The sequence below is a fragment of the Streptomyces sp. NPDC002537 genome (assembly GCF_053594975.1).
The window spans coordinates 24,444-47,265 of the sequence record NZ_JBSFWT010000056.1; the positions used below are offsets into that span (position 1 = coordinate 24,444).

Annotated in this window: 24 protein-coding genes and 1 pseudogene; 12 read left to right on the forward strand and 13 right to left on the reverse strand. The window is 71.3% G+C overall.

Annotation, left to right across the window (positions count from 1 at the left end; genetic code table 11):
• Positions 1–87: 87 nt before the first annotated feature.
• The 5 genes from ACWD4A_RS23600 (at position 88) to mscL (ending at position 3,877) form a co-directional block, all read left to right on the forward strand.
• Positions 88–1,365, forward strand: a complete 1,278-nt coding sequence (locus ACWD4A_RS23600; protein WP_451196971.1) for an MFS transporter — start codon at positions 88–90, stop codon at positions 1,363–1,365.
• Positions 1,366–1,431: 66 nt separating this feature from the next.
• Positions 1,432–1,752 carry an FmdB family zinc ribbon protein gene (locus tag ACWD4A_RS23605; RefSeq protein ID WP_451196972.1) on the forward strand — a complete coding sequence of 107 codons (321 nt, stop codon included), beginning with the start codon at positions 1,432–1,434 and terminating at the stop codon, positions 1,750–1,752.
• 88 nt (positions 1,753–1,840) lie between these two features.
• Positions 1,841–2,692 carry an S-methyl-5'-thioadenosine phosphorylase gene (locus ACWD4A_RS23610; RefSeq protein ID WP_451196973.1) on the forward strand — a complete coding sequence of 284 codons (852 nt, stop codon included), beginning with the start codon at positions 1,841–1,843 and terminating at the stop codon, positions 2,690–2,692.
• A 492-nt stretch (positions 2,693–3,184) separates the two neighbouring features.
• The gene (locus tag ACWD4A_RS23615) at positions 3,185–3,310 is read left to right on the forward strand and encodes a hypothetical protein (RefSeq protein WP_451196975.1); all 126 of its coding nucleotides are present in this window, start codon (positions 3,185–3,187) and stop codon (positions 3,308–3,310) included.
• Positions 3,311–3,403: 93 nt separating this feature from the next.
• On the forward strand, positions 3,404–3,877 hold the full coding sequence (mscL, locus tag ACWD4A_RS23620; RefSeq protein ID WP_451196977.1) for a large conductance mechanosensitive channel protein MscL: 474 nt from the start codon (positions 3,404–3,406) through the stop codon (positions 3,875–3,877).
• Positions 3,878–3,881: 4 nt separating this feature from the next.
• On the opposite strand, the gene ACWD4A_RS23625 is transcribed toward mscL, so the two are convergent.
• Entirely contained in the window at positions 3,882–4,067 is a 186-nt protein-coding gene (locus ACWD4A_RS23625; protein ID WP_451196978.1) for a hypothetical protein, read from the reverse strand.
• Positions 4,068–4,231: 164 nt separating this feature from the next.
• Here ACWD4A_RS23625 and ACWD4A_RS23630 point away from each other — a divergent pair, with 164 nt between their 5' ends.
• Together ACWD4A_RS23630 and ACWD4A_RS23635 are read left to right on the forward strand one after the other, a co-directional pair.
• Positions 4,232–5,410: a low temperature requirement protein A gene (locus tag ACWD4A_RS23630; RefSeq protein ID WP_451196979.1), complete on the forward strand. Its 1,179-nt coding sequence runs from the start codon at positions 4,232–4,234 to the stop codon at positions 5,408–5,410.
• 13 nt (positions 5,411–5,423) lie between these two features.
• Complete coding sequence (locus tag ACWD4A_RS23635) at positions 5,424–6,551, forward strand: P1 family peptidase (protein WP_451196981.1); 1,128 nt, start codon at positions 5,424–5,426, stop codon at positions 6,549–6,551.
• A gap of 163 nt (positions 6,552–6,714) precedes the next feature.
• Here the strand turns inward: ACWD4A_RS23635 and ACWD4A_RS23640 are convergent, their stop codons facing one another.
• The 9 genes and pseudogenes from ACWD4A_RS23640 to ACWD4A_RS23680 form a co-directional block, all read right to left on the reverse strand.
• Complete coding sequence (locus ACWD4A_RS23640; protein ID WP_451197009.1) at positions 6,715–7,476, reverse strand: class I SAM-dependent DNA methyltransferase; 762 nt, start codon at positions 7,474–7,476, stop codon at positions 6,715–6,717.
• An 89-nt stretch (positions 7,477–7,565) separates the two neighbouring features.
• A complete protein-coding gene (locus tag ACWD4A_RS23645; RefSeq protein WP_451196982.1) occupies positions 7,566–8,534 on the reverse strand; it encodes a transporter in 969 nt (322 codons plus the stop codon).
• A gap of 440 nt (positions 8,535–8,974) precedes the next feature.
• A pseudogene (locus ACWD4A_RS23650) lies at positions 8,975–9,478 on the reverse strand (ATP-binding cassette domain-containing protein); the annotation flags it as partial.
• On the reverse strand, positions 9,475–9,912 hold the full coding sequence (locus ACWD4A_RS23655) for a GntR family transcriptional regulator (RefSeq protein WP_451196984.1): 438 nt from the start codon (positions 9,910–9,912) through the stop codon (positions 9,475–9,477). The gene ACWD4A_RS23655 and the pseudogene ACWD4A_RS23650, both read right to left, overlap by 4 nt.
• Positions 9,913–10,157: 245 nt before the next feature.
• A complete protein-coding gene (locus ACWD4A_RS23660; RefSeq protein ID WP_451196985.1) occupies positions 10,158–12,188 on the reverse strand; it encodes a PTS fructose transporter subunit IIABC in 2,031 nt (676 codons plus the stop codon).
• A gap of 60 nt (positions 12,189–12,248) precedes the next feature.
• Positions 12,249–13,196 carry a 1-phosphofructokinase gene (gene pfkB / locus ACWD4A_RS23665; RefSeq protein WP_451196986.1) on the reverse strand — a complete coding sequence of 316 codons (948 nt, stop codon included), beginning with the start codon at positions 13,194–13,196 and terminating at the stop codon, positions 12,249–12,251.
• Complete coding sequence (locus ACWD4A_RS23670; RefSeq protein ID WP_451196988.1) at positions 13,193–13,954, reverse strand: DeoR/GlpR family DNA-binding transcription regulator; 762 nt, start codon at positions 13,952–13,954, stop codon at positions 13,193–13,195. Before ACWD4A_RS23670 ends, pfkB begins: the two co-directional genes overlap by 4 nt.
• 133 nt (positions 13,955–14,087) lie before the next feature.
• A complete protein-coding gene (locus tag ACWD4A_RS23675) occupies positions 14,088–14,282 on the reverse strand; it encodes a hypothetical protein (protein WP_451196990.1) in 195 nt (64 codons plus the stop codon).
• Positions 14,282–14,536, reverse strand: coding sequence for a hypothetical protein (locus ACWD4A_RS23680; RefSeq protein WP_451196991.1), 255 nt, complete (start codon positions 14,534–14,536; stop codon positions 14,282–14,284). The genes ACWD4A_RS23675 and ACWD4A_RS23680 overlap by 1 nt, the downstream gene beginning before the upstream one ends.
• Before the next feature lie 318 nt (positions 14,537–14,854).
• On the opposite strand from ACWD4A_RS23680, the gene ACWD4A_RS23685 reads away from it, so the two are divergent.
• Together ACWD4A_RS23685 and cyaB are read left to right on the forward strand one after the other, a co-directional pair.
• On the forward strand, positions 14,855–15,706 hold the full coding sequence (locus tag ACWD4A_RS23685) for a helix-turn-helix domain-containing protein (protein WP_451196992.1): 852 nt from the start codon (positions 14,855–14,857) through the stop codon (positions 15,704–15,706).
• 14 nt (positions 15,707–15,720) lie between these two features.
• On the forward strand, positions 15,721–16,281 hold the full coding sequence (gene cyaB, locus ACWD4A_RS23690) for a class IV adenylate cyclase (protein WP_451196994.1): 561 nt from the start codon (positions 15,721–15,723) through the stop codon (positions 16,279–16,281).
• A gap of 194 nt (positions 16,282–16,475) precedes the next feature.
• On the opposite strand, the gene ACWD4A_RS23695 is transcribed toward cyaB, so the two are convergent.
• Positions 16,476–17,957, reverse strand: coding sequence for an MFS transporter (locus tag ACWD4A_RS23695; protein ID WP_451196996.1), 1,482 nt, complete (start codon positions 17,955–17,957; stop codon positions 16,476–16,478).
• Between the two features lie 102 nt (positions 17,958–18,059).
• On the opposite strand from ACWD4A_RS23695, the gene ACWD4A_RS23700 reads away from it, so the two are divergent.
• The gene (locus ACWD4A_RS23700; protein ID WP_451196998.1) at positions 18,060–19,022 is read left to right on the forward strand and encodes a helix-turn-helix transcriptional regulator; all 963 of its coding nucleotides are present in this window, start codon (positions 18,060–18,062) and stop codon (positions 19,020–19,022) included.
• A gap of 246 nt (positions 19,023–19,268) precedes the next feature.
• Here the strand turns inward: ACWD4A_RS23700 and ACWD4A_RS23705 are convergent, their stop codons facing one another.
• On the reverse strand, positions 19,269–20,288 hold the full coding sequence (locus ACWD4A_RS23705; RefSeq protein WP_451196999.1) for a sigma-70 family RNA polymerase sigma factor: 1,020 nt from the start codon (positions 20,286–20,288) through the stop codon (positions 19,269–19,271).
• A gap of 419 nt (positions 20,289–20,707) precedes the next feature.
• On the opposite strand from ACWD4A_RS23705, the gene ACWD4A_RS23710 reads away from it, so the two are divergent.
• Complete coding sequence (locus tag ACWD4A_RS23710) at positions 20,708–21,145, forward strand: hypothetical protein (RefSeq protein WP_451197001.1); 438 nt, start codon at positions 20,708–20,710, stop codon at positions 21,143–21,145.
• A 70-nt stretch (positions 21,146–21,215) separates the two neighbouring features.
• On the opposite strand, the gene ACWD4A_RS23715 is transcribed toward ACWD4A_RS23710, so the two are convergent.
• Complete coding sequence (locus ACWD4A_RS23715; protein WP_451197003.1) at positions 21,216–21,998, reverse strand: dioxygenase family protein; 783 nt, start codon at positions 21,996–21,998, stop codon at positions 21,216–21,218.
• A gap of 264 nt (positions 21,999–22,262) precedes the next feature.
• On the opposite strand from ACWD4A_RS23715, the gene ACWD4A_RS23720 reads away from it, so the two are divergent.
• Positions 22,263–22,691, forward strand: a complete 429-nt coding sequence (locus tag ACWD4A_RS23720; RefSeq protein ID WP_451197010.1) for a MarR family winged helix-turn-helix transcriptional regulator — start codon at positions 22,263–22,265, stop codon at positions 22,689–22,691.
• The last annotated feature ends 131 nt before the right edge of the window (positions 22,692–22,822 follow it).

Consider the following 22,822-nt stretch of genomic DNA (forward strand, 5'->3'; position numbering starts at 1 on the left):
GTCCTGCGCGAGAGGACAGCTCTCGGCGCGCTCCGTGCGGTGTGTTCCGTCCGGTACGCGCTACCAGGCGGCGGAAAGGCGCCGGCCGTGTCATCCACGGTCAACGACCACGCCGACGCACGACCCGGATACGGCCAGCTGCTGCGCACCCGCGGCGCCTGGACGTTCCTGCTGCCCGGCTTCCTGGCCCGCCAGCCGTTCGCGATGCTGACCATCGGCATTCTGCTGCTGGTCGAGCACACCACCGGCTCGTACGGCACGGCGGGCGCCGTGTCGGCGACCGCCGGTGTCGCGATGGCCCTGTTCGCCCCGCAGAGCGGCAAGCTCGCGGACCGCTTCGGACAGGGCAGGGTGCTGCTGCCCGGCGTCATCGTGCACGCCGCGGCGATCTCCCTGCTGATCACCCTGGCACTGGCGGACGCCCCGCTGTGGGCCCTGTTCGCGGCGGCGGTGCCCGCCGGTGCCTCCACCCCGCAGATCGGGCCGATGGTCCGCGCACGGTGGGCGGCGAAGCTGGACGGCTCGCCGCTGATGTCCACGGCGGCGGCCTTCGAGTCGGTCACCGACGAGTTCACGTTCGTGATCGGCCCGGTGCTGGCCACCGCGCTGTGCACCGGCGTCCACCCGGCCGCCGGTCTCGTCACCGAGGCCGTGCTGACGCTCGTCGGCGGCCTGCTCTTCGCCTCCCAGCGGCGCACCGAGCCCAAGCCCAGCCGCGCGGGCTCCGGCGGCCACGAGAAGAGCGCCTCGGCGCTCTCCGTGCCCGGCGTGCGCGTCCTGGCGATCGCCTTCCTGGGCATCGGCTCCGTCTTCGGCGGCATGCAGGTGTCGATGACGGCCTTCACCAAGGAACTCGGCGAGCCCGGCCTCAACGGTCTGATGTACGGCACGTTCGCGGCCGGAAACATGATCGCGGGCATCATCTGCGGCGCCGTCGCCTGGAAGGTCAGCCCGCAGCGCCGTCTGCTGGTCGCCTACCCGCTGCTGGCGCTGGCCACCACCCCCCTGTGGGCCGCGCACGCGATGCCGCTGCTGGGCGGACTGGGCCTGCTCGTCGGCCTGTGCATCGCCCCGGCGCTGATCACCGGCTACACGCTGGTCGAGTCGCTGGTCCCGGCGACGGCCCGCACGGAGGCGTTCACCTGGCTGACCGGCGCGGTCGGCCTCGGCCAGGCGGCCGGTGCCAGCATCGGCGGCCGGGTGATCGACGGCCACAGCGCGAACGCCGGATTCCTGATCCCGCTGGCCGGTACGACGGTGGCCCTGGTGGTCCTGCTCACGCTGCGCAAGGCGCTGACGCCGAAGGGCGAGTCGCGCATCGCCGCACGTGGGGTGGGTCACCGCGAGGCCGTATCGGTGGACTGACGCGCCGGAATACTGCACTATGGACCGTCGTTAGCACTCATCGAGTGAGAGTGCCAGGAGGAGCAAGTGCCGACTTACCAGTACCAGTGCACCGAGTGCGGCGAGGGCCTCGAGGCGGTGCAGAAGTTCACCGATGACGCCCTGACCGTCTGCCCAAGCTGTGACGGACGCCTGAAGAAGGTGTTCTCCGCGGTCGGCATCGTCTTCAAGGGCTCCGGCTTCTACCGGAACGACAGCCGTGGCACGTCGTCGAGCAGCAGCCCGGCGAAGTCCTCCGCGTCGTCCTCGTCGGCCTCGTCCGCGAAGAACGGCTCGGACTCCTCCTCGACTTCCACGGCGTCCGCGAGCGCCTCGACGTCGTCGAGCAGCAGCACGTCGGCCGCCTGACGCACCACCCCGGCGCATCGGAGCCCGTCGTCCCCCAGTGAGGGACGGCGGGCTCTTCGCCGTGCGGGCCGCCGTTAGGGTGGGCCGCATGGTCGACATGGGTACCGCACGGGCGGACATAGGCGTGATCGGCGGGTCGGGGTTCTACTCCTTCCTGGAGGACGTGACCGAGGTCTCGGTCAAGACGCCCTACGGGTCGCCGAGCGATTCGCTCTTCATCGGTGAACTGGCCGGGCGGAAGGTCGCCTTCCTGCCCCGCCACGGACGCGGCCACCACCTGCCGCCGAACCGCATCAACTACCGGGCCAACATGTGGGCCCTGCGCTCCGTCGGTGTGCGCCAGGTGCTCGGTCCGTGCGCCGTGGGCGGGCTGCGGCCGGAGTACGGGCCGGGCACGCTGCTCGTCCCGGACCAGCTCGTGGACCGGACGAAGAACCGGACGCAGACCTTCTTCGACGGCGAGCCGCTGCCGGACGGCACCGTCCCCAATGTGGTGCACACGACGTTCGCCGACCCGTACTGCCCCGCCGGGCGCGCGGTCGCCGTGGCGGTCGCCCGCGGGCACGGCTGGGGCCCGGTGGTGGACGGCGGCACGATGGTGGTCATCGAGGGCCCGCGCTTCTCCACCCGCGCCGAGTCCCGCTGGCACGCCGCACAGGGCTGGTCCGTGGTCGGCATGACCGGCCACCCGGAGGCCGTCCTCGCCCGCGAGCTGGGCCTCTGCTACACCTCCATGTCCCTCGTCACCGACTTGGACGCGGGCGCCGAGACCGGCGACGGCGTCTCCCACGACGAGGTCATGCGGGTCTTCGCCGAGAACGTCGGCCGCCTGCGGGAGGTTCTCTTCGCGGCGGTGTGCGCACTGCCGGAGTCCGCGGAGCGGAATTGTCTGTGCGCGGATGTGCACTCGGGATGGGACCTGGGGATAGAGCTTCCCTGACGCCCCTGCCCGGCTGCGGGCCGGTTCGCCGCCTGCGGCGGGGGCGGCCTGCGGCCGCGTCCTCAAACGCCGGACGGGCTGATTTTGCGGGCGTAGTCCGCAATCTGCGGGCCGCAAGCCTGCGGGTCGCAGGTCAAAGAGCCACGGTCCGCACATCCAGCCCGTCCGGCGATTGAGGACACCGCGCGGAGCGCGGTCGGGGGGCCGGGGGTCTCCCCGGTTTCGGGAAGGGGCGGGGCGCGAACCGCCCCCACGGACGGGTGACCGGGTTGTCCACAACGCCGTGGTCGTCCACAGGCCTCAGCGGGATCGGGCGAAGACCGGGATCGTGAGATGCGTCCCGGTCGAGTCCACACCAGGCGGTGATCCCCTATGTCCGTCATCCACCCGGCATACCCGGTATACCCGGCGCGCCCGAAGAGCCCCACCCCGCCGACATGCCCCCACACGCCCCCACCCACCTGCGGCCTCCCGCACTTCGACCCCGTCCGCGTGGGGAAGGCCCGCTACGGGCCATGGCGGGCCGTCCGGCGCCGCCGCCTGACGGCCGTGGTGACGGCGGCAGCGGGGGCGGTGACCCTGTGCCTGCCCACGCTCACGCACTACCGCTTCGCATGATCAACCCGACAGACCGCACAGACCTGGCAAAATCCTCCAGAGACCATAGAACGTTCCATTCCGGAACAAGTGGAGACAGAGAGAGGCTGCTCGGTGAGCGAGAAGAAGACAGGCGTGCTGGGCGGGTTCAAGGCGTTCCTGATGCGGGGCAACGTCATAGACCTCGCGGTCGCCGTGGTCATCGGCGCGGCGTTCACCAGCATCGTCAATTCGGTGGTCAAGGGCGTGATCAACCCGGTCGTCGGCGCCTTCGGCACCAAGGACCTGGGCAGCTACTCGATCTGCATCAAGGGCCCTTGCGCCACGAACGGCTCCGGGGAGGTGACCGAGGGCGTCGCCATCCTGTGGGGCGCGGTGCTCAGCGCCTCGCTGACCTTCCTCATCACCGCCGCGGTGGTCTACTTCCTGATGCTGCTGCCGATGAAGCGCTGGCAGGACCGTCAGGCGGCGAAGAAGCCCGCGGAGCCGGCCAAGGCGACCGAGGTCGAACTGCTGGAGCAGATCCGGGACGCGCTCATCGAGCAGCACCGCGGCCCGGAGGCGGAAAAGGTGCCTTCTCAGCGCTGAGGGCTCAGATGTGGTGGGGCGGCTTCTCGTCCAGGAAGCGGGCGAGATCGGCGGCACTGTCGCCGCCGGCCGGCCGCTCGCCCCAGCCGCGGTCCGTGTCGTCCGAGGACTGCTGCGCCAGCGGGTCGTCGAAGATCAGCGCGGCGGCGGGATCACGCGGCCGCGCGGCGGGCTCGGGGGCGGTACTCATGCCTCCAGGGTACGGGCGCCCGCCCGCGTCCCCGACGCGCGCCCGCTGGGGGCAGCGGCGAGAATCACGACATGACCGATGTGACGGTGACCACACCCCACCCCGGCTGACACATGGGCGAGACGTCACCGGAATCCGGGACCGGCGGAAACGTCATCCGCCGGATGACCGCGCGCGGCCGCGACGAAGCCCACCGCACCGCCACCCCCTTGGAGCTGTTCTTCGACCTCTGCTTCGTGGTCGCGGTGGCACAGGCGGGCAAGCAGCTGGTCCACGCCCTGGCCGAGAACCATCCTGGTACCGGCATTTCCGGCTATTTCATGACCTTCTTCGCCGTGTGGTGGGCGTGGGTCAACTTCAGTTGGTTCTCCTCCGCGTACGACACGGACGACGTGCTGTACCGCGTGGTGACGCTGGTCCAGATGGCCGGGGTGCTGGTCCTGGCGGCGGGCATCCCCCGTGCGTTCAACGGCGGCGACTTCACGGTGGTCTGGTTCGGCTACGCGGTGATGCGGCTGGCGCTGGTCTCCCAGTGGCTGCGCGCCGCGCGCTCCTCGACAGGCGAGGAGCGGCGCACGGCCCTGCGCTACGCGGTGGGCGTCAGCCTGTGCCAGATCGCCTGGCTGGGGCTCCTGTTCCTGCCCGGCCCCGTCAGGCCCTGGCTCTTCCTGGTCGCGGTGATCGCGGAGTTGTCGGTCCCGGCGATCGCCGAGCACCGGCACCAGACCGGCTGGCACCCGCACCACATCGCCGAGCGGTACGGCCTGTTCACGATCATCGTGCTGGGCGAGACGGTGTCGGCCGCCACGATGGCCGTGCAGTCGGCGGTGGACGAGCACGAGGCGCTGGGCACGCTGCTGCCGATCGCGGGCGGCGGGCTGCTGATCATCTTCGCCGCGTACTGGATCTATTTCGCGGTGCCCATCCACCTCCACCTGGCGTCCAACCAGCAGGCGTTCCTCTGGGGTTACGGGCACTACTTCGTCTTCGGTTCGGCGGCGGCCATCGGCGCGGGGATCGAGGTGGCCATCGAGGAGGCCGTCGGCAAGGCGCACATCTCGACGTTCGCGGCGTCGGGCGCGGTCACGACGGTCACCGCGCTCTTCATGTTCTCGGTGTGGGCGATCCACTCCCGGCACCACAAGCGGGACCTGGCGGAGCAGTTGGTCCTGCCCGTCTCCGCCTTGCTGGTGCTGGCCTGCACCTTCGCGGGGCACGCGGCGGTGCCGCTGGCGGGCGTGGTGGCGACGGCCACGGTGGCGGTGGGAGTCGCCCTGTCGTCCCGGACCACGACCGGAACGACAGGGGTCACGGCGACGGCAGACACGGCAGGAGGGAAGTGATACGCATGGGCGCATGACTGATACCGGTAGCGCCCAACAGCCTTGCCCCACCGGCCCTCTCGACGCGTTGACCGATGTCCCCGGGCTGCGGGTCGGGCATGCGCGGCGCATGGGCGACGGTGCCCTGACCGGCACCACGGTCGTGCTCACCGGTGCGGGCGGCGCGGTCGCCGCCGTGGACGTGCGCGGCGGCGGGCCGGGGACCAGGGAGACCGATGCCCTCGACCCGCGCAACCTGGTCCAGAACGTCGAGGCGATCGTGCTCTCGGGCGGCAGCGCCTTCGGGCTCGACGCGGCGGCCGGGGTGGTGGCCTGGCTGGAGGACGCGGGCCGCGGCTTCCGGGTCGGCCCGGACCCGGCGCAGGTCGTGCCCGTCGTGCCGGCCGCGGCGCTGTTCGACCTCGGCCGGGGCGGCGACTGGCGGGCGCGTCCCGATGCCGCGCTCGGCCGCGCGGCGGCGGAGGCCGCGTCCCGTACGGGCGTGGGAGCGCCGGTGGAGCAGGGCGATGTGGGCGCCGGTACGGGTGCGGTGGTCGGGGGCCTCAAGGGCGGCGTGGGGACGGCGAGCGTCGTCCTGCCGTCGGGGACGACGGTCGCGGCGCTGGCGGTCGTCAACGCGGTGGGTTCGGTGGTGGAGCCCAGGACGGGCGCGCTGTACGGGCAGTTGTGCGACGGCGTGGTCGACGTCCCCTCTCCCGCGCGGCACCGCGCCGCGCGGGAGAGGCTGGCGGCCGCCATGGAGGAGTCCGCGAAGCGGCAGGGCTCGTCCGTGCGTCCGTCGCTCAACACGACGCTCGCCGTGGTCGCGACCGATGCCGCGCTGACCCGTGCCCAGGCGCACAAGCTCGCGGGCACGGCGCACGACGGGTTGGCCCGCGCCGTGCGGCCGGTGCACCTGATGAACGACGGGGACACGGTGTTCGCCCTGGCCACCGGTGACCGGCCGTTGCCGGACGAGGAGTTGTTCGGCAGCACGGTCCTGCTCGCGGCGGGGGCCCTCAACGAGATCCTGGCGGCGGGGGCGGACGTCCTGACGCGGTCGGTGGTGAAGGCGGTGCTCGCGGCGGAGGGGGTGGACGGGCCGGGCGGGGTCTTCCCCTCGTACCGCGACCTGTACGGGGATCTGTACGGCGGCCTGTAGGGGGATCTGTACAGGTCCCTGTACAGGGACCTGTGAGACGGTCCGTACGGCGATCCGCACAGGGGGCCGTACAGCGATCCGTAGGGCGATCCGTACGGGGGCCGGCCCCGGGCTTCCCGAGCGGTGCGGGGCCCGGCGGCCCCGGCGGCCCCGGTGCAGGCGGTCAGTCCCGCGCGGTCACCCTGATCTTCGACTGGCCGTGCGGGCGCTTCTCCCAGTCGTCCATGAAGCGGCCGTGCAGTCCGTGCTTCTCGGCGAGCGCGATCAGGGTCTGGGTGCGGTAGTAGAAGTCCTCGCGCAGCACCTGGTGTTCGGTGCCCTCGGTGCGGTCGAAGGTGAAGTCGAAGAAGCCGCCGGGGGCGAGCACCCGCCCCACGTGGGCCAGGCATTCGTCGATGACCTCGATCGGCGAGTGCGAGAAGACGCTGTGCGCGTGCACCACGTCGAAGTGGCCGTCGGGGAGGAAGTCGAGGGTGAGGTTCTGGGTGATGGTGAGGTGGGGCAGCTTGTCCTGGAGACCGTAGGTCGTGAGGGTCTGCTTGGCCGCGATGAGGATGTCGGGCGAGATGTCGATGCCGTAGTAGTTGCCGGTGTCGAGGTGGTCGATGAAGAGCCGGCCCGCGCGGAGGTTGCCGCAGCCTATGTCGAGCATGCGGTGCTGCGGGGTGAGCCCGTGCTCCATCAGGTAGTCGAACTGCATCTTGCCGAGCGCGAGCCAGCGGTCGTGGCTGCGGCTGCCGACGGCCGCCTCGGGGTTGCGCGCGGTGTCGGAGGCCATGACCGCGCGGTAGTAGTCGACGTGGTCCGGGTGCTTGAGCCGGAGCCAGCCGTCACGGGCCGTGCGCTTCAGATAGGGCGCGATGCGCGCCGGGTTGGTCACCGCGTAACGGACCTTGTGGGTGAGGTTGCTGCGGTTTTTGAGCATGGCTTTGGACGACGTCACGGAAGGGACCTCCGACGTGTGCGTAGGCGTATGCGGGTGTAACGGGTGTGAGTACGGGGAGGGCGGTGCCGTCAGAGGACGGCGCGGCGGCGCAGGACGACGCAGACCAGTGCCATCAGCACGGCCGCGAGACCGAGGAAGATCGCCGTCTCGATCCACTGGAAGACCCAGAAGTCGCTTGTGGGGAAGACCTTGTGGAAGCGGCCGGTGTAGCCCTTCTGGGCCATGCAGGTCTTCAGGTCGGGCAGCCCCTCGCCCCACGCGCAGGCGTCGGGGATGTGCACCTCGCGCCCCGCGCGGTCGATGAAGCCGAACTGCCCCGTCGACCACGCGCTGCCGACGTACTCACGCGGCGCGGTGCCCTGGCTGATCCGCACGACGGGCGAGACCCAGTCGGAGCGGAAGGTGTTGAGGAGCACCCGTACGCCCGCGACCGCGACGAGGGTGGCGCCCATGGCGGCCACCGTGCGGCGCAGCAGCAGCCCGGCCGCCGTACCGGCGGCGAGGCCGAAGACCGCGCAGGCCACGGCGGCGGGGCCGGTGGCGTTGAAGATGTAGCCGTCGTGCCAGTAAAGGCTGTTGAGCATGTTGGAGACCGGCTCCCACCACCACACGACGAGGGCGGCGAGGACCGCCGAGCCGACGAGCGTGCAGCCGAGCGCCAGCGAGAAGCGGGTGAGGAACCAGCGGCGGAGGCTGACGCCCTGGGTCAGCGCCAGCTTCCAGGTGCCGCTCTCCAGCTCGCGTCCGAGCAGGGGCGCGCCCCAGAAGACGCCGATGAGCACGGGCAGCGCCGCGCTGAGGGTGCCGAGCGCGCGCAGGGGGCCGTTGGTGTCGTCGAACAGCTGGTAGGCGGCGTCGCTGCGGCAGTCGCCGTCCCAGCCCTTGCAGCTCTTCGTGTCGATGTGGTGGTCGCTGATGAACGCCAGCATGTCCGCGCGCTGGTACGCGACCCACGCCACGCAGGCGACGAGGAGCACGGCACCGACGAGGACCAGGGTGCGCTGCTGGCGCCAGGCCAGCCAGAGGGTGCCCTTCACGCCGCGGCCTCCTTGTCACCGGAGGGGGCGGCGGAACCGGCGGAAGCGGCGACGGGCGCGGAGCGGAGGTAGGCGAGCAACAGATCTTCCAGGGAGGGGACTTCGGTGACCCACCGGTCGTCGGCGCAGGCGTCGACCGGGCGGCCTTCCGTACGGAGGAGGGCGGAGACCTGGCGGCCGGTGACGTTCGACTCCACCACGGTCACCCCGTCCAGGCCGGGCGGCAGGCCGTCCTCGCGGGAGGAGTCGGCGCGGCCGGTGAGCAGGAGGTGGTCGTCGCACAGCTGCTGGGCGTCGCCCTGGAGGCGTACGCCGCCGTGCTTGAGCAGCAGCACGTGGTCGCAGACGTTCTCCAGCTCGGACAGGACGTGCGAGGACAGCACCACGGTGATGCCCCGGTCGGCGACCTCCGCCATGACCAGGCCCATCACCTCGATGCGCGCGAGCGGGTCGAGGTCGGCCAGCGGCTCGTCGAGGAGCAGCAGGTCGGGCTGTTTGGCGAAGGCCAGGGCGAGCGCGATGCGGGTGCGCTGGCCCTGGGAGAGCGTGCCGACCTTGACGTCGGGGGAGATGTCGCCGGCGCGGACGATGCGTTCGGCGGTGGCCGCGTCCCAGCGCTGGTTGAGCTCGCGGCCGAAGCGGAGGGTCTCGGCGACGGTGAAGCGCGGGTAGAGCGGCTTGTCCTGGGCGAGGAAGGCCGTGCGGTCGCGGGCCTCCGCGGTGACCGGGTCGGCGTCGAAGACGCGGATCTCGCCGTCGGTCGGGCGCAGCAGCCCGGTGGCGAGGTGGAACAGCGTGCTCTTGCCTGCGCCGTTGGGGCCGACGAGCGCGGTGATCCGCCCGGCGGGCAGGGCGAAGTCGCAGTCGCGCAGCGCCCATCCGCTCCGGAACCTGCGTCCGAGCCGTGTCGCCCGCAGGGCGGTGGCGGCGATCGGGTCGGTCACGAGTCTTCCTCCATGGGCTGCGGTGATCGTTGTGACGGCGGTGACGGTTGTGATGGGGGAAAGCGGTCGTCGAGGACGGAGCCGGTGAGTGCCGCGATGTCCTCCCGCTCCAGCCCGGCGTCGCGGGCCCGTGCCACCCAGTCGGTGAACTCGGCCCGCAGCGGCGAGTCCGCGGCGGCCGCGGGCCGCGACAGCGAGCGGCGCACGAACGTGCCCTGACCGGGCCGCGGCTCGACGAGCCCCTCCCGCTCCAGCTCCCGGTAGGCCCGCAGCACGGTGTTGGGGTTGATCGCGGTGGCCGCGACCACCTCCTTGGCCGTGGGCAGCCGGTCCCCCGGCTCCAGGACTCCGAGCCGGAGGGCCTGTCTGACCTGGTGGGCGAGCTGCAGATAGGTGGCGACGCCACTGCGCCGGTCTATCCGGAACACGATCACTCGTCACCCTCGTTTCACTAACGCCTTAGTGGAATGATGCGGAGGGGATCCCGGCCCGTCAAATCCCGACGCGATCCCGATGCGATCCCGACGCGAACCCGACGCGAATCCCGGCACGGCTCCGACACAACCTCGGCACGGCCTCGATGCGACCTCGATACAACCTCGGCACGGCCCGCACGACAGAGCCCCGCGCCGCCTGTACGACAGGCGGCGCGGGGCTCCGGGAGTTGTGTTCGCGCAGGTCAGGCCGCTGTTACGGGCTCCGGCCCGGGGGTGGCGCGCAGGCCCTTGAGGACGATCACCGAGAGTGCGCTCACCGCCGTGCCCGCGGCGATGGCGACGAGGTAGAGGAAGGGGCTGCCGATCAGGGGGATCACGAAGGCGCCGCCGTGCGGGGCGCGGAGGGTGCAGCCGAAGGCCATGGAGAGGGCGCCCGTCACCGCGCCGCCCGCCATCGCCGAGGGGATCACCCGCAGCGGGTCCGCCGCCGCGAACGGGATCGCGCCCTCGGTGATGAAGGATGCGCCCAGCACCCAGGCGGCCTTGCCGTTCTCGCGCTCGGTCCTGGTGAAGAGCCCGCCGCGCACGGTCGTGGCCAGCGCCATCGCCAGCGGCGGGACCATGCCGGCCGCCATCACCGCGGCCATCACCTTGAGGCTGCCCTCGTTGGGGTCGGCGAGGCCGCCGACGGCGAACGCGTAGGCGCACTTGTTCAGCGGCCCGCCGAGGTCGAAGCACATCATCAGGCCCAGGACGACGCCGAGCCCGACCGCGTTGGCGCCGGACAGGCCGCCCAGCCAGTCGGTCAGCGCCTTCTGCAGCGAGGCGACCGGCTTGCCGACCACGAGGAACATCAGGAAGCCGACCACCGCCGACGACACCAGCGGGATCACGACCACCGGCATGATGCCGCGCAGCACGGCCGGTACGTCGACCCGCTGCACGGCCATGACCGTCCCGCCCGCGAGCAGTCCGGCGATCAGGCCGCCGAGGAAGCCGGCGTTGACGGTCAGCGCGATCGCGCCGCCCACGAACCCGGGGACGAGACCCGGCCGGTCGGCCATGCCGTACGCGATGTAGCCGGCCAGCACAGGGACGAGGAACCCGAAGGCCGCGCCGCCGGTCTGGAACAGCAGCGCCGCCCAGCTCGCCGACTCCGTCCACACGAAGTGCTCGGCGACCGACGGCGCCTTGTCGATCTGGTAGCCGCCGACCGCGAAGGCGAGCGCGATGAGCAGGCCGCCCGCGGCGACGAATGGCACCATGTAACTGACGCCTGTCATCAGCCACTTGCGCAGCCGGGTGGCGTAACCGTCGTCGGCGTCGGTGCCGACGACGGTGTCCATGGGCGCCGCGGTCCGTACGGCGGCCGGGTCGGCGGCGGCCGTCTCCCGTACCTCGGCGATCAGTTCACCGGGACGGTTGACCCCGGCCTTCACCCCGACGTCGACGGTGGGCTTGCCCGCGAAGCGGGCCCTGTCCCGTACCTCGACGTCGTGCGCGAAGATCACGCCGTCGGCGGCGGCGATCACCTTCGGGTCCAGCTCTGTGTACCCGGCGGAGCCCTGCGTCTCGACGGCGATCTCCACCCCCGCGGCCTCGGCGGCCCGCGTGAGGGCTTCGGCGGCCATATAGGTGTGGGCGATGCCGGTGGGGCAGGAGGTGACCGCGACGATCCGGAAGGGGGTGGTGGGGGCGGCGGCGCCCGGGGCCGCAGCGGCGGTCGCGGCCGTCTCGGTACTCGGAGCCGTTTCGGCACTCGGAGCCGTCTCGCCGTTCGGGTCCGCGCCGTCGTCCGAGTCCGCGCCGTCGTTCGAGGTGGCCGCCCCGCCAGGGGTGCCCCGTATGAGCGCCGCCGCGTCGTCCGCGTTCCGCGCGGAGCGGAGCGCGTCCGTGAACTCCTGTCGCATCAGCTGACGGGCCAGCGAGGACAGGATCGTCAGGTGGTCGTCGTCCGCGCCCGCCGGGGCCGCGATGAGGAAGATCAGGTCGGCCGGGCCGTCCGGGGCGCCGAAGTCGATGCCCGCGGCGGCGCGGCCGAAGGCGAGCGTCGGTTCGGTGACGTGGGCGCTGCGGCAGTGGGGGATGCCGATGCCGCCGTCGAGGCCGGTCGGCATCTGCGCCTCGCGCGCCGCGACGTCCGCGAGGAACCCGTCGAGATCGGTGACGCGGCCAAGGGCCAGCATGCGCTCGGCGAGCGAGCGCGAGGCCGCCTCCTTGGTGTCGGCGGACAGGTCGAGATCGACCAGTTCCGCGGTGATCAGCTCACTCATCGCGGGCTCCCTTGCTCGCTGTGGGGGGATGCTGAGGGGGTGGTACCGGGGGGATGTGCGTCACCGCACCGGCTCCGTCAGGGCGCGGTCCACCGGTACGCCGGAGGTCACGGTCACCGCCGCCGGGTCCAGGTCCGACGGCACCGGCATGGCGCTGCCGGGCAGTTGGACGGCCGCGGCGCCGTGGGCCAGGGCGGAGGCGAGGGCCGCGGGGCCCGTGCCCCCGGCGGCGAGGAAGCCCGCGAGGGACGCGTCGCCCGCACCGACGTTGCTGCGGACGGCAGGCACGCGGGCGGTGCCGAAGTACGTGCCGGAGTCGTCCACGAGCAGTTGCCCGTCCGCGCCGAGGCTGGCCAGTACGGACCGCGCGCCCAGCGCCCGGAGCTCCGCCGCGGCGGCCGCCGCGTCCCCGACCGTGGTCAGCGGACGGCCGACCGCCTGCGCGAGCTCCTCCGCGTTGGGTTTGACGACGTCGGGGCGTTCGCGCAGGGCCGCGGTCAGGGACGGGCCGGACGTGTCGAGCGCGATCCGCGCCCCGGCGTCGTGCGCGCGGGCCACCAACTGCCCGTACCACTCGGGCGCGAGGCCGCGCGGCAGGCTGCCGCAGCAGGCGATCCAGTCGGCGCCGGCCGACCGCGCCCGCACCTGGGCGAGCAGCGACTCGGCTTCGTCGGCGGTGAGTTCAGGTCCCGCGGCGTTCACCTTGGTGAGGGTGCCGTCGGGTTCGGCGACGGAGACGTTGACGCGGGTCGAGCCGCCCACGGGCACGCCCGCGGCCTCGATGCCGTGCTCGCGGAGCAGCCGCAGCAGCAGCGCGCCCTCCGGCCCGCCGACCGGCAGGACCGCGACCGTACGGTGCCCGGCGGCGGCCACGGCGCGGGACACGTTGACGCCCTTGCCGCCGGGGTCGACGCGGTCGACGGCCGCGCGCAGGACGGCGCCGCGCTCCAGCCGCGGCACCTCGTAGGTGCGGTCGAGGCTCGGGTTGGGGGTGACGGTGAGGATCACGCGCGGACCACCGCCGGGCCCGCCGCCTCGATGGCGCGCGCGTCGTCGTCGGCGAGCCCCGCGTCGGTGATCAGCAGGTCCACGGCGGAGAGGTCGCCGAAGCGGGCGAAGTACCGCTGCCCGTACTTGCCCGAGTCCGCGAGCAGCACGACCCTGCGGGCGGCCGCGGCGGCGGCCCGCTTGACGGCGGCCTCGGCGAGGTCGGGTGTGGTGAGCCCGCCGTCGAGGGAGAAGCCGTTGGTCGCGAGGAACGCGACGTCCGCGTGGATCTCGCCGTACGCGCGCAGCGCCCACGAGTCCACGGCGGCCCGCGTACGGTGCCGCACGCGCCCGCCGATGAGGTGCAGCGAGATGCCCGGGTGGTCCGCGAGGCGCGCGGCGACCGGCAGGGCGTGGGTGACGACCGTCAGCGTGGAGTCCAGCGGCAGCAGCGCGGCGAGCCGGGCGGCCGTGGTGCCCGCGTCGATGATCACGCTGCCGTCGGCGGGCAGTTCGGCGAGCGCGGCGCGGGCGATGGCGTCCTTCTCGTCCGCGGCCGTGGTCTCGCGCTCGGCGAGATCCGGCTCGAAGTCGAGCCGCCCGGCGGGGATCGCACCCCCGTGCACCCGGCGCACCAGCCCGGCCCGGTCGAGCGCCTTGAGATCGCGCCGCACGGTCTCGGCCGTGACCTGGAACTCCTCCGCGAGCGACAGCACGTCCACGCTGCCGCGCTCGCGGGCCAACCGCAGGATTTCTTGCTGCCGCTCTGGGGCGTACATGTCTGTTTGCATCCGTTCGGAGCCCGAGTGTGTGGTTCATGGGCACGTTACCGCCAGTATGGCGAGAAAGTAAACGGATACGGGCAGGAAGTGGGCGCGAGTGGGCATTGCCGGAAGCTCTGCGGTACGCCGATCACCACGCTGCTTCGCGGTGCGCGGACTCCCAATGGGCGTCCATGCCCCACGCGAGGACTTGCACCCAGGCCCAGTCCTGGTCCTCCACGCTCTGATGCCGCTCGCTGCCGAGCCGGGCGCAGGTGGCGCAGCCGGGGTGCGGGTCGACGGCCCCCGGCCCGGCCGAATGCGGTACGGGAACCAGGCCGTACATCAGTGGGCCTCCCGCCGGTGCCGGTCCTTTTCCACGTCGGACGCGGCGACTTCCGCCACTTGACCTTCGCGCATGGCCACGGCACGGGCCAGGGCGAGACGCATACACGTCAGGCACGGCGCGGAGGCGCCCGCGGGCGTCGCCGCTTCCACGCGGCTCATCGCGTTGGCGGCGGCCACGCGGGCGCTCAGGTCGGTCGAGGCGGCGGGGTCTGCTTCGTCGTCGCGAGGGGCGGAACGTGGAGCTGCGGGCATGGGTGCACCTCTCGTGTCGTGGCCATGAGGCCCGACTGGGCCCCATCCGGCGGAACGGCCGGACTCAGTCCGAACGCGTTGAGCGATCAGGGAACGGAGAGGACAGGACTGTCCGGGTTGTCGAACCAGGGCGGGTGCATCCCGAACGCCGTGATGGTCGTCCCGAACCGTTCCCAACCCATGACAGCCTCCGCCCGGCCGCTTTGGTCGTTCTGGTTGTCGCAAGCATTCATCGACGCTCTGCTTCTGCTCGATACCCGAGCGGTAATCTCACCGTGGGATGGATTCCCATCTCACTTATGGATGGCGAGGCTTGGCATGACGACTCCGCTCGCATCGATCGAACTTCCCGAGTGCGCTTGGGAACGCGCCGAGATCCGGCAGACCCTCCGATCACGGGACATGGGAGCGACGTTCCGGTTCGTCCAGCAGTACGCCGGAGCTAGCCAAGCCCGTATCGCGACCGCCGTCGGCATGACCCAAGCGCGTGTCAACGAGATCATCAACGGGCGACGGGAAGTGTCCCGCCTGGACGTGTACGAACGGATCGCCGACGGGTTGAACATGCCTGACGACGCCAGGCACTTGCTCGGCCTCGCTGCCGGCCGCGCGAGGAGAACCGGCAGTGCCGCCTTTGACCTGTCCGCCTTCCCCGAGGTGGTCCGGGTGTATGCGTCACAGGTGTCCGCGCGCGAAGAAATCCAGCAGCAAGCCGGCTCGGCCCAGGAGCTCGACATTCTCGCCGTGCGCGGACTCGGCCTGATCGGGTTGAACGACTCGATGCTGCGTGCCTGCCTCGCTCGGGACGAGGGCCGTTGCAGTCCGAGGGTCCGGGTACTGCTCCTCGACCCCGATTCAGCGGCGCTCAGCAAGCGTGCAGCCGAAATCGGCGAGTCAGCCGAGTCGCTGGCAAGTGGTGTCCGGCTCGCCGAAACCCGTCTGCGCGAGCTGGCAGCGATGTGCGACATCAAGGTGTACCGATATGCGTCACTACCTACATGGCGCGTCATCCGCACCGACAGCACGATGTTCATCGGCGCCTTCGACGCCGGGTGGGAAGGACACGAGTCGGCCACGTACAAGATCATGGAGACTCCGCAGGGGCCGCTGTATCGCGGATTCCGCAGGATGTTCCAGGCGACCCTCAACGAGGCCGAACGCACGGTGTGAGGAGGACAGGACTCATGATCGAAGCGGAACTGAAAGCGCGTGTGCACTCGCCGGAAGAGGTGCTACGGCTCCTGGAAGGACGCGCGCCCGGTCGGCCGGAGGTGTACCGGGACACCTACTACGACAACCCGAAGAACGGACTCGGCTCCACGGACCAGGAACTTCGGGTCCGGACGGTGCACAGCCCTGATGAGACGCGCAGCGTACTCACGTACAAGGGTGCCCGGATCGATGAGGAGTCCGGTTCGAAACCGGAGCATGAGACGCGCATCGACGCACCTGATGCCGTTCACGCCATACTGCGCGGGCTGGGATACGTACCGGTCATCGCGTTCGAGAAGCGCTGCCGGAACTACGAATTCGTGGAGCGAGGACGGAAGATGCTCGCCACACTCGTTCGAGTCCCGGAGATCGCCGGAACCTTCCTCGAACTGGAGACCCTGGTCGAGCATGACGCCGATGTGACCGAAGCTCTCGACGACGTACGAGCGGTGCTCGGCGAACTTGGCATCGGACCGGACGACTTGACGGTCGAGCTCTATACCGATGCTGTGGCCGCCATGCGCGCCGTCTGACCCGACCGACCGCTCCAGCGCCGCATGGACGAATGAATGGAGCATGGCGGAGCCAGCTCCGGCCTTACCCGCGTCGGCTTCGCGGCGTTCGTCGATCATGTCCGCACACGGGGACCGAAACGGGAACCGAATACGCGAACGCCGGGCAGGTCGCTTTTACGGCAACCCACCCGGCGCTCACACGAACCACAGCCTTACGCCGTCACCAGCTCCTGCCCCGCGCCCTCCTCGGCGGCCGCCTCAGCGGTCTTCCGCTTCGGCAGCAGGAACATCAGCCCGAAGACCACCACGAGTCCGCCCGCGACCCACCACAGCGAGTGCGTGAACGCCTCGCCGAAGATGTCCGCGGCAGGCCGCTGTCGCGGATCGGCCTTGTCGACGACGCCGAAGAAGGCGACCGAGACCAGGCCCAGGCCCACCGCGTTGCCCAGCTGCTGCGTGGTGTTGATGAGGCCGGACGCCGAGCCCGCGTGTTCGCGCGGGACCTCGGAGAGGACCGCGTCGGTGATCGGGGCGACGATCAGGCCCATGCCCACGCCCATGACGACCAGCGGCAGGGCCATCTGCCAGGAGGCGATGTCCGCGCCGTAGCGGTCGGCCTCCCAGATGTAGGTGAGGACGCCCGCGGCCATCACCAGGGCGCCCGCCTGGAGCACCTTGCGGCCGAACTTGGGGACCAGCTTCTGGACGGACATGCCCGCGGCCGCGGAGACGGCGAGCGAGAACGGGACACCCGTCAGGCCCGCGTGCAGCGCCGACCAGCCGAGGCCGATCTGCATGTAGAGCGTCCAGACCAGGAAGAAGATGCCGGAGGTCAGGCCGAAGGTCAGCTGGACGCCGATGCCCGCGGCGAAGCTCTTGACCTTGAACAGGGACAGTTCGACCAGCGGCGAGCCGTCCTTGCGGGACTTGTGGCGCTCGTAGAGGACGAAGGCGACGAACATCGGCACGGAGAGCGCCATCGAGACGAAGCCCCACACCGGCCAGTCGTGCTCCCGGCCCTGCGTCAGCGGGTAGAGCAGCATCAGCAGCCCGGCGCTGGCCAGGGCCACGCCGACCAGGTCCAGCTTCAGCGCCCGCGGGGCCTTGGACTCGATGATGAAGCGGCGGCCGAGGAGCAGACCGGCGATGCCGACCGGGAGGTTGATCAGGAAGATCGGGCGCCACTCCAGGCCGAAGAGGTTCCACTGGGTGAGCAGGGCGCCCAGCAGCGGACCGGAGACCGCGCCGAGGCCGACGACCGCGCCGAACATGCCGAAGACCTTGCCGCGCTCATGGGCGGGGAACGTCACATGGATGATCGACAGCACCTGCGGCACCATCAGCGCACCCATCAGGCCCTGCAGCACCCGGGCGGCGACCAGCAGCTGGGGGTCGCTGACGACACCGCACAGCATCGAGGCGAGCGTGAAGCCGCCCATGCCCAGCAGGAATATCTTCTTCCGGCCGTAGATGTCGCCGAGCCGCCCGCCCGTGATCAGGCCGATCGCGAAGGCCAGCGCGTAGCCCTCGCTGAGCCACTGCAGCACGCTGAACGAGGCGTCGATGTCCCGCTGGATGCTCGGCATCGCGATGTTGACGATGGTGACATCGACCAGGTCCATGAAGGACGCGGTCATCACGACCGCGAGCGCCAGCCAGCGGCGGCGGTCGGCGGGTGGCGAATCGGTGGACATCAAGACAGGAGCCTTTCCTGGACGGGTGGGGGAGGGAACGGACTCGACGTTACGGCCCATGTAGGACAGCTCGTGTCCCACTGCGCTGGCAGGCTGGGTGACATGACCGACACCCCGGCACGGCTGCTGACCCTGCTCTCCCTGCTCCAGACCCCGCGCGAGTGGCCGGGCAGCGAGCTCGCCGAACGGCTCGGCGTCACCACGCGCACCATCCGGCGCGACATCGAGCGGCTGCGCGACCTCGGCTATCCCGTGCAGGCCACGATGGGCGCGGTCGGCGGCTACCGGCTGGCCGCGGGGGCGGCGATGCCGCCGCTGGTCCTCGACGACGAGGAGGCCGTCGCCATCGCGGTGGGGCTGCGCGCGGGCGCGGGCCACGCCGTCGACGGGATCGAGGAGGCGTCCGTACGGGCCCTCGCCAAGCTGGAACAGGTGCTGCCGTCCCGGCTGCGGCACCGCGTGGCCACGCTCCAGGCCGCCACCGTACCGCTCACCGGCGGCGACGGCGCGACCGTCGACCCACGGGCGCTGACCGTGATGGCCGCGGCCGCCACCGGGCACGAACGGCTGCGTTTCGGCTACCGCAAGGGCGACGGCACGGAGACCCAGCGGCTGGTCGAGCCGAACCGGCTGGTGAGCACGGGGCGCCGCTGGTACCTCGTGGCGTACGACCTCGACCGCGACGACTGGCGCACGTTCCGGGTGGACCGGGTCAGCGAGCCGTTCGCCACGGGGGCGCGTTTCACCCCGCGCGAGCTGCCCGCCGCCGACGCGGCGGAGTTCATGAGCCGTTCCATGGCGCGGCTCCAGCAGACGTATCGCGTCGTGGCGACGCTGCACGCGCCCGCGGCGTTCGTGGCGGGGCGGTTTCCCAGCGGGCTCGCCACGCCGGTGCCGCTCGGCGAGGACCGGTGCCGGCTGGAGTTCACGACGGCGGATTCGCTGGAGTGGGTGGCGATTCGGCTCGCCCTGATCGATTGCGAATTCGAGGCGCACGAGCCTTCTGAGCTGGTGGCTCACCTGGCCGAATTGGGTGCCCGGATTTCCCGGGCGGCGGCCCGGTAGCGCTTACGCCTGCCCGCCCCTTCCCGAACTGGGGCTCCGCCCCAGACCCCGAAGCACGCTTCGCGCGCTGTCCTCAAACGCCGGACGGGCTGAAATTGCGGACCGTGGCTCTTCGGCCTACGGCCCGCAGGCTTGCGGCCCACGCCAGCAAAATCAGCCCGTCCGGCGTTTGAGGACGCGGCCGCAGGCCGCCCCCGCCGCTGGGGGTCCCCCCGGACGGAGTCTGGGGGAGGCAACGGCGAGACGCTACGCCGCCGCGTCAAAACCGGTGGCATGCGCCATCTTCTTCAGTTCCAGAAGCGCATGCTTCTCGATCTGACGGATCCGCTCCCGGGTCAGCCCGTGCTGCTTGCCCACCTCGGTGAGCGTCCGCTCGCGGCCGTCCTCGATGCCGTAGCGCGCCTTGATGATGGAGGCGGTGCGCTGGTCGAGGCGGCTGATGAGGTCCTCCAGCTCCTCGCTGCGGAGGAGGGCGATCACGGACTGCTCGGGCGAGACGGCGGAGGTGTCCTCCAGCAGGTCGCCGAACTGGGTGTCGCCCTCGTCGTCCACGGACATGTTCAGGCTGACCGGGTCGCGGGCCCAGTCGAGCACGTCGCTGACGCGGGTCGGGGTGGTGTCCAGCTCGGCGGCGATCTCCTCGGGCTCGGGGTCGCGGCCGTGCTCCCGGTTGAAGTCGCGCTGGACGCGACGGATCCGGCCCAGCTCCTCCACGAGGTGGACGGGCAGCCGGATCGTGCGGGACTGGTCGGCGATGGAGCGGGTGATCGCCTGGCGGATCCACCACGTGGCATACGTGGAGAACTTGAAACCCTTGGTGTAGTCGAACTTCTCGACCGCGCGCACCAGGCCGGCGTTGCCCTCCTGGATGAGGTCGAGCAGGGGCAGGCCGCTGCGCGGGTAACGGCGGGCGACGGCGACGACGAGGCGGAGGTTGGACTTGATGAAGACGTCCTTGGCGCGGGCGCCCTCGGCGGCTATCGCCTCCAGCTCGGCGCGGTCCGCGCCCGCGGCCCCGGCACCCCCGTCCTCCATGGCGCCCTCGACGGCGCCGTCGAGGAGCTGCTGGGCGTAGACACCCGCCTCGATGGCCTGGGACAGCTCGACCTCCTTGGCGGCGTCGAGCAGGGGCGTGCGCGCGATCTCGTCGAGGTACATGCCGACCAGGTCACGGTCGGCGATCTCCCCGCCGGCGGCGCGGGCGCCGCGTGCCCCTACAGCGCCCTTTGCGGCGGTCTGACGACGGGCGACGGCACGGGTTGCCATGCGTGCTCCCTTGCGATGAGTCGGTCGCGGGACGAATGGGGCTCCACTGAGGGCGGACCCTGTCACGGAGCGCCCCATCCGAAGGAAAGAACGACTGGAATCCGGACAGAATTCCCATGGGGCGTCTAATTTTTTGCGATCATGCAGTACCCTGTCCCGCCACATCCCGGGGCACCCTCGGAGAACCCGTGGAAGCGCAGGTCAGACCGGGTACGGACGGGGCTCCGGGGGCTGCCCGGTACGCCGTCTCCCCACCTCAAGACGGCCTGCGGGCGCGCGCGGTTGCCCGAGAAGCCTGGTAGGTCGGGTTCCAGGGCGGGACCGCGGGGACCGCCGGGGTGCGTGTGGCGTGATCGAGTTGCCGTCACCCGTACGGGGGTGTGCGCTGGTGGTGACGCACGAGGCGAGAGGAGCTCGCGATGCCAGCGCACTCGATCATGCCCGGACGGCATCACGCCCACGAGGGTCCCGGCCCCGTGGCCCGCGGCACCCATCTCCCGCACACGGGCCGTACCGCCCGGTGGACCTGGGCCGTCCCGGTCACCGGTGGCATCGTGCTCGGTCTGTACGCCGTCTTCATCTCGGGCCAGAACGGCTTCTCCACGGCCGGTTCCTGGCTGCTGGGGCTCGCCACCGCCCTGGTCTCCGCGGGCGCGGGCTACGTCCTGATCCGCGAGCGCGCCAAGCTGATCACCGAGGTCCGCGCGATCGCCTACGGCTCCCTCTTCGGCGCCGGCATGGGGTTCCTCTACTCCCTGACGGGAGACTCCGTCCTACGGGCCATCGAGATCGGCCTGCTGCTGGGGCTGGGCATGGGGCTGGCCTCGTACTACGTCTTCTACTGGCACGAGCACTGACGGCCCGCGTACTGGCACGAGCACTGACGGTCCGCGCCGGGCCGTCGGTGCTCGCGTTGCCACCCGGCCGTCAGCCGAACTGGACCGACCGCTTCGCCAGGCCCATCCAGAACCCGTCGATGACCGTACGCGGCTGCTCCAGGTCGCCCTCGGCCGCGCCCAGCGTCACGAACAGCGGGGCGAAGTGCTCCGTCCGCGGGTGCGCCAGCCGCCCCGCAGGCGCCTTCCGCTCGAAGTCCAGCAGCGCGTCGACGTCACCGCCGGCGAGCGCCTCGCTCCCCCACGCGTCGAACTCCACCGACCAGCCCGGCGGCCCCGACCCGGCGTGCCGCAGTGCGGCCAGGTTGTGGGTGAAGAACCCGCTCCCGACGATCAGCACCCCTTCGTCCCGCAGCGGCGCCAGCTTGCGCCCGATCTCCAGCAGCCGTCGTGGGTCGAGCGTGGGCAGCGAGATCTGCAGCACGGGGATGTCCGCCTCGGGGAACATCTCGACGAGCGGGACGTACGCGCCGTGGTCCAGCCCGCGGTCCGGCATGTCCTGCACGGGCGTGCCCGCGCCGCGCAGCGTCCCGCGCACCCGGTCGGCGAGCTCGACCGCGCCTGGAGCGGCGTACCGGACCTTGTAGTAATGCTCGGGGAAACCCCAGAAGTCGTAGACGAGCGGCACCGTGGTGGTGGCGCCGAGGGCGAGTGGGGCCTCTTCCCAGTGTGCCGAGACGATGAGGATCGCGGTGGGCCTCGGCAGCTCCGCGGACCAGGCGGCGAGCTGACCGGGCCAGAGTTCGTCATCGGCGAGGGGCGGTGCGCCATGGGAGAGATAGAGCGCGGGCATGCGCCCGGCGGCGGCGGACATGAGTGCGGCCCTCCTGGTTCGACCATTTAGTTGAACTCTCAAGCTACCCTCACCTTAACTCTGCCTTATTTAAACTTCAAGAATCAGGACTGGAAGAAGCCGGTGGGTGAAACAGTGGATGTCATGACCAAACGACCTGTAGGGGACGCACAGGGCGGGGACCGGGCGACCGGCCCGGAGGGGCCCGCCCGTACGGAGCGATCCGAGCCGCGCTACGAGCCGCGCTGGCTGAGCGACGAGGAGCAGGCCACCTGGCGGGCGTACATGCACGCCACCACGCTCCTGGAGGACCATCTCGACCGGCAGTTGCAGCGCGACGCCGGGATGCCGCACGTCTACTACGGGCTGCTGGTCAAGCTTTCCGACGCGCCGCGCCGCCGGATGCGGATGACCGAACTCGCCCAGAGCGCCAAGATCACCCGCTCGCGCCTCTCGCACGCCGTGGCCCGGCTGGAGAAGAACGGCTGGGTGCGGCGGGAGGAGTGTCCCTCCGACAAGCGCGGCCAGCTGGCCATCCTCACGGACGAGGGCTTCGCGATGCTGAAGAAGACCGCGCCGGGCCACGTGGCCACCGTGCGCGGCGCCGTCTTCGACCGGCTCACCCCCGAACAGGTCACCCAGCTCGGGGAGATCTGCCGCACCATCGCGACCGGCCTCCAGCCGGCCCGCGGCGACCTGCCCTGGCTGCGCTGAGCCGCCCGTACGCAGCACGAAGGCCCCCTGCCGCGAGGCGAATTCCAGGGGTCGAAGCAACACAGTGATCAACTGGCTGTGGCCAGGAGCTTAGCGAGACGCTCGGCTGGGGTTTCCCAGCCGAGCGTTTT

Excerpts from the sequence above, each read along its gene's own strand:
- ACWD4A_RS23670 (WP_451196988.1), bottom strand. The coding sequence starts at position 13,954 with ATGTACGCCCCAGAGCGGCAGCAAGAAATCCTGCGGTTGGCCCGCGAG.
- ACWD4A_RS23675 (WP_451196990.1), bottom strand. The coding sequence starts at position 14,282 with ATGTACGGCCTGGTTCCCGTACCGCATTCGGCCGGGCCGGGGGCCGTC.
- ACWD4A_RS23630 (WP_451196979.1), top strand. The coding sequence starts at position 4,232 with ATGACCGCGCGCGGCCGCGACGAAGCCCACCGCACCGCCACCCCCTTG.
- ACWD4A_RS23610 (WP_451196973.1), top strand. The coding sequence starts at position 1,841 with ATGGTCGACATGGGTACCGCACGGGCGGACATAGGCGTGATCGGCGGG.
- ACWD4A_RS23715 (WP_451197003.1), bottom strand. The coding sequence starts at position 21,998 with ATGTCCGCCGCCGCCGGGCGCATGCCCGCGCTCTATCTCTCCCATGGC.
- ACWD4A_RS23720 (WP_451197010.1), top strand. The coding sequence starts at position 22,263 with ATGCACGCCACCACGCTCCTGGAGGACCATCTCGACCGGCAGTTGCAG.
- ACWD4A_RS23700 (WP_451196998.1), top strand. The coding sequence starts at position 18,060 with ATGACCGACACCCCGGCACGGCTGCTGACCCTGCTCTCCCTGCTCCAG.
- ACWD4A_RS23695 (WP_451196996.1), bottom strand. The coding sequence starts at position 17,957 with ATGTCCACCGATTCGCCACCCGCCGACCGCCGCCGCTGGCTGGCGCTC.
- ACWD4A_RS23710 (WP_451197001.1), top strand. The coding sequence starts at position 20,708 with ATGCCAGCGCACTCGATCATGCCCGGACGGCATCACGCCCACGAGGGT.
- cyaB (WP_451196994.1), top strand. The coding sequence starts at position 15,721 with ATGATCGAAGCGGAACTGAAAGCGCGTGTGCACTCGCCGGAAGAGGTG.
- ACWD4A_RS23640 (WP_451197009.1), bottom strand. The coding sequence starts at position 7,476 with ATGCTCAAAAACCGCAGCAACCTCACCCACAAGGTCCGTTACGCGGTG.
- ACWD4A_RS23660 (WP_451196985.1), bottom strand. The coding sequence starts at position 12,188 with ATGAGTGAGCTGATCACCGCGGAACTGGTCGATCTCGACCTGTCCGCC.
- ACWD4A_RS23705 (WP_451196999.1), bottom strand. The coding sequence starts at position 20,288 with ATGGCAACCCGTGCCGTCGCCCGTCGTCAGACCGCCGCAAAGGGCGCT.
- ACWD4A_RS23685 (WP_451196992.1), top strand. The coding sequence starts at position 14,855 with ATGACGACTCCGCTCGCATCGATCGAACTTCCCGAGTGCGCTTGGGAA.
- ACWD4A_RS23680 (WP_451196991.1), bottom strand. The coding sequence starts at position 14,536 with ATGCCCGCAGCTCCACGTTCCGCCCCTCGCGACGACGAAGCAGACCCC.
- ACWD4A_RS23625 (WP_451196978.1), bottom strand. The coding sequence starts at position 4,067 with ATGAGTACCGCCCCCGAGCCCGCCGCGCGGCCGCGTGATCCCGCCGCC.
- ACWD4A_RS23635 (WP_451196981.1), top strand. The coding sequence starts at position 5,424 with ATGACTGATACCGGTAGCGCCCAACAGCCTTGCCCCACCGGCCCTCTC.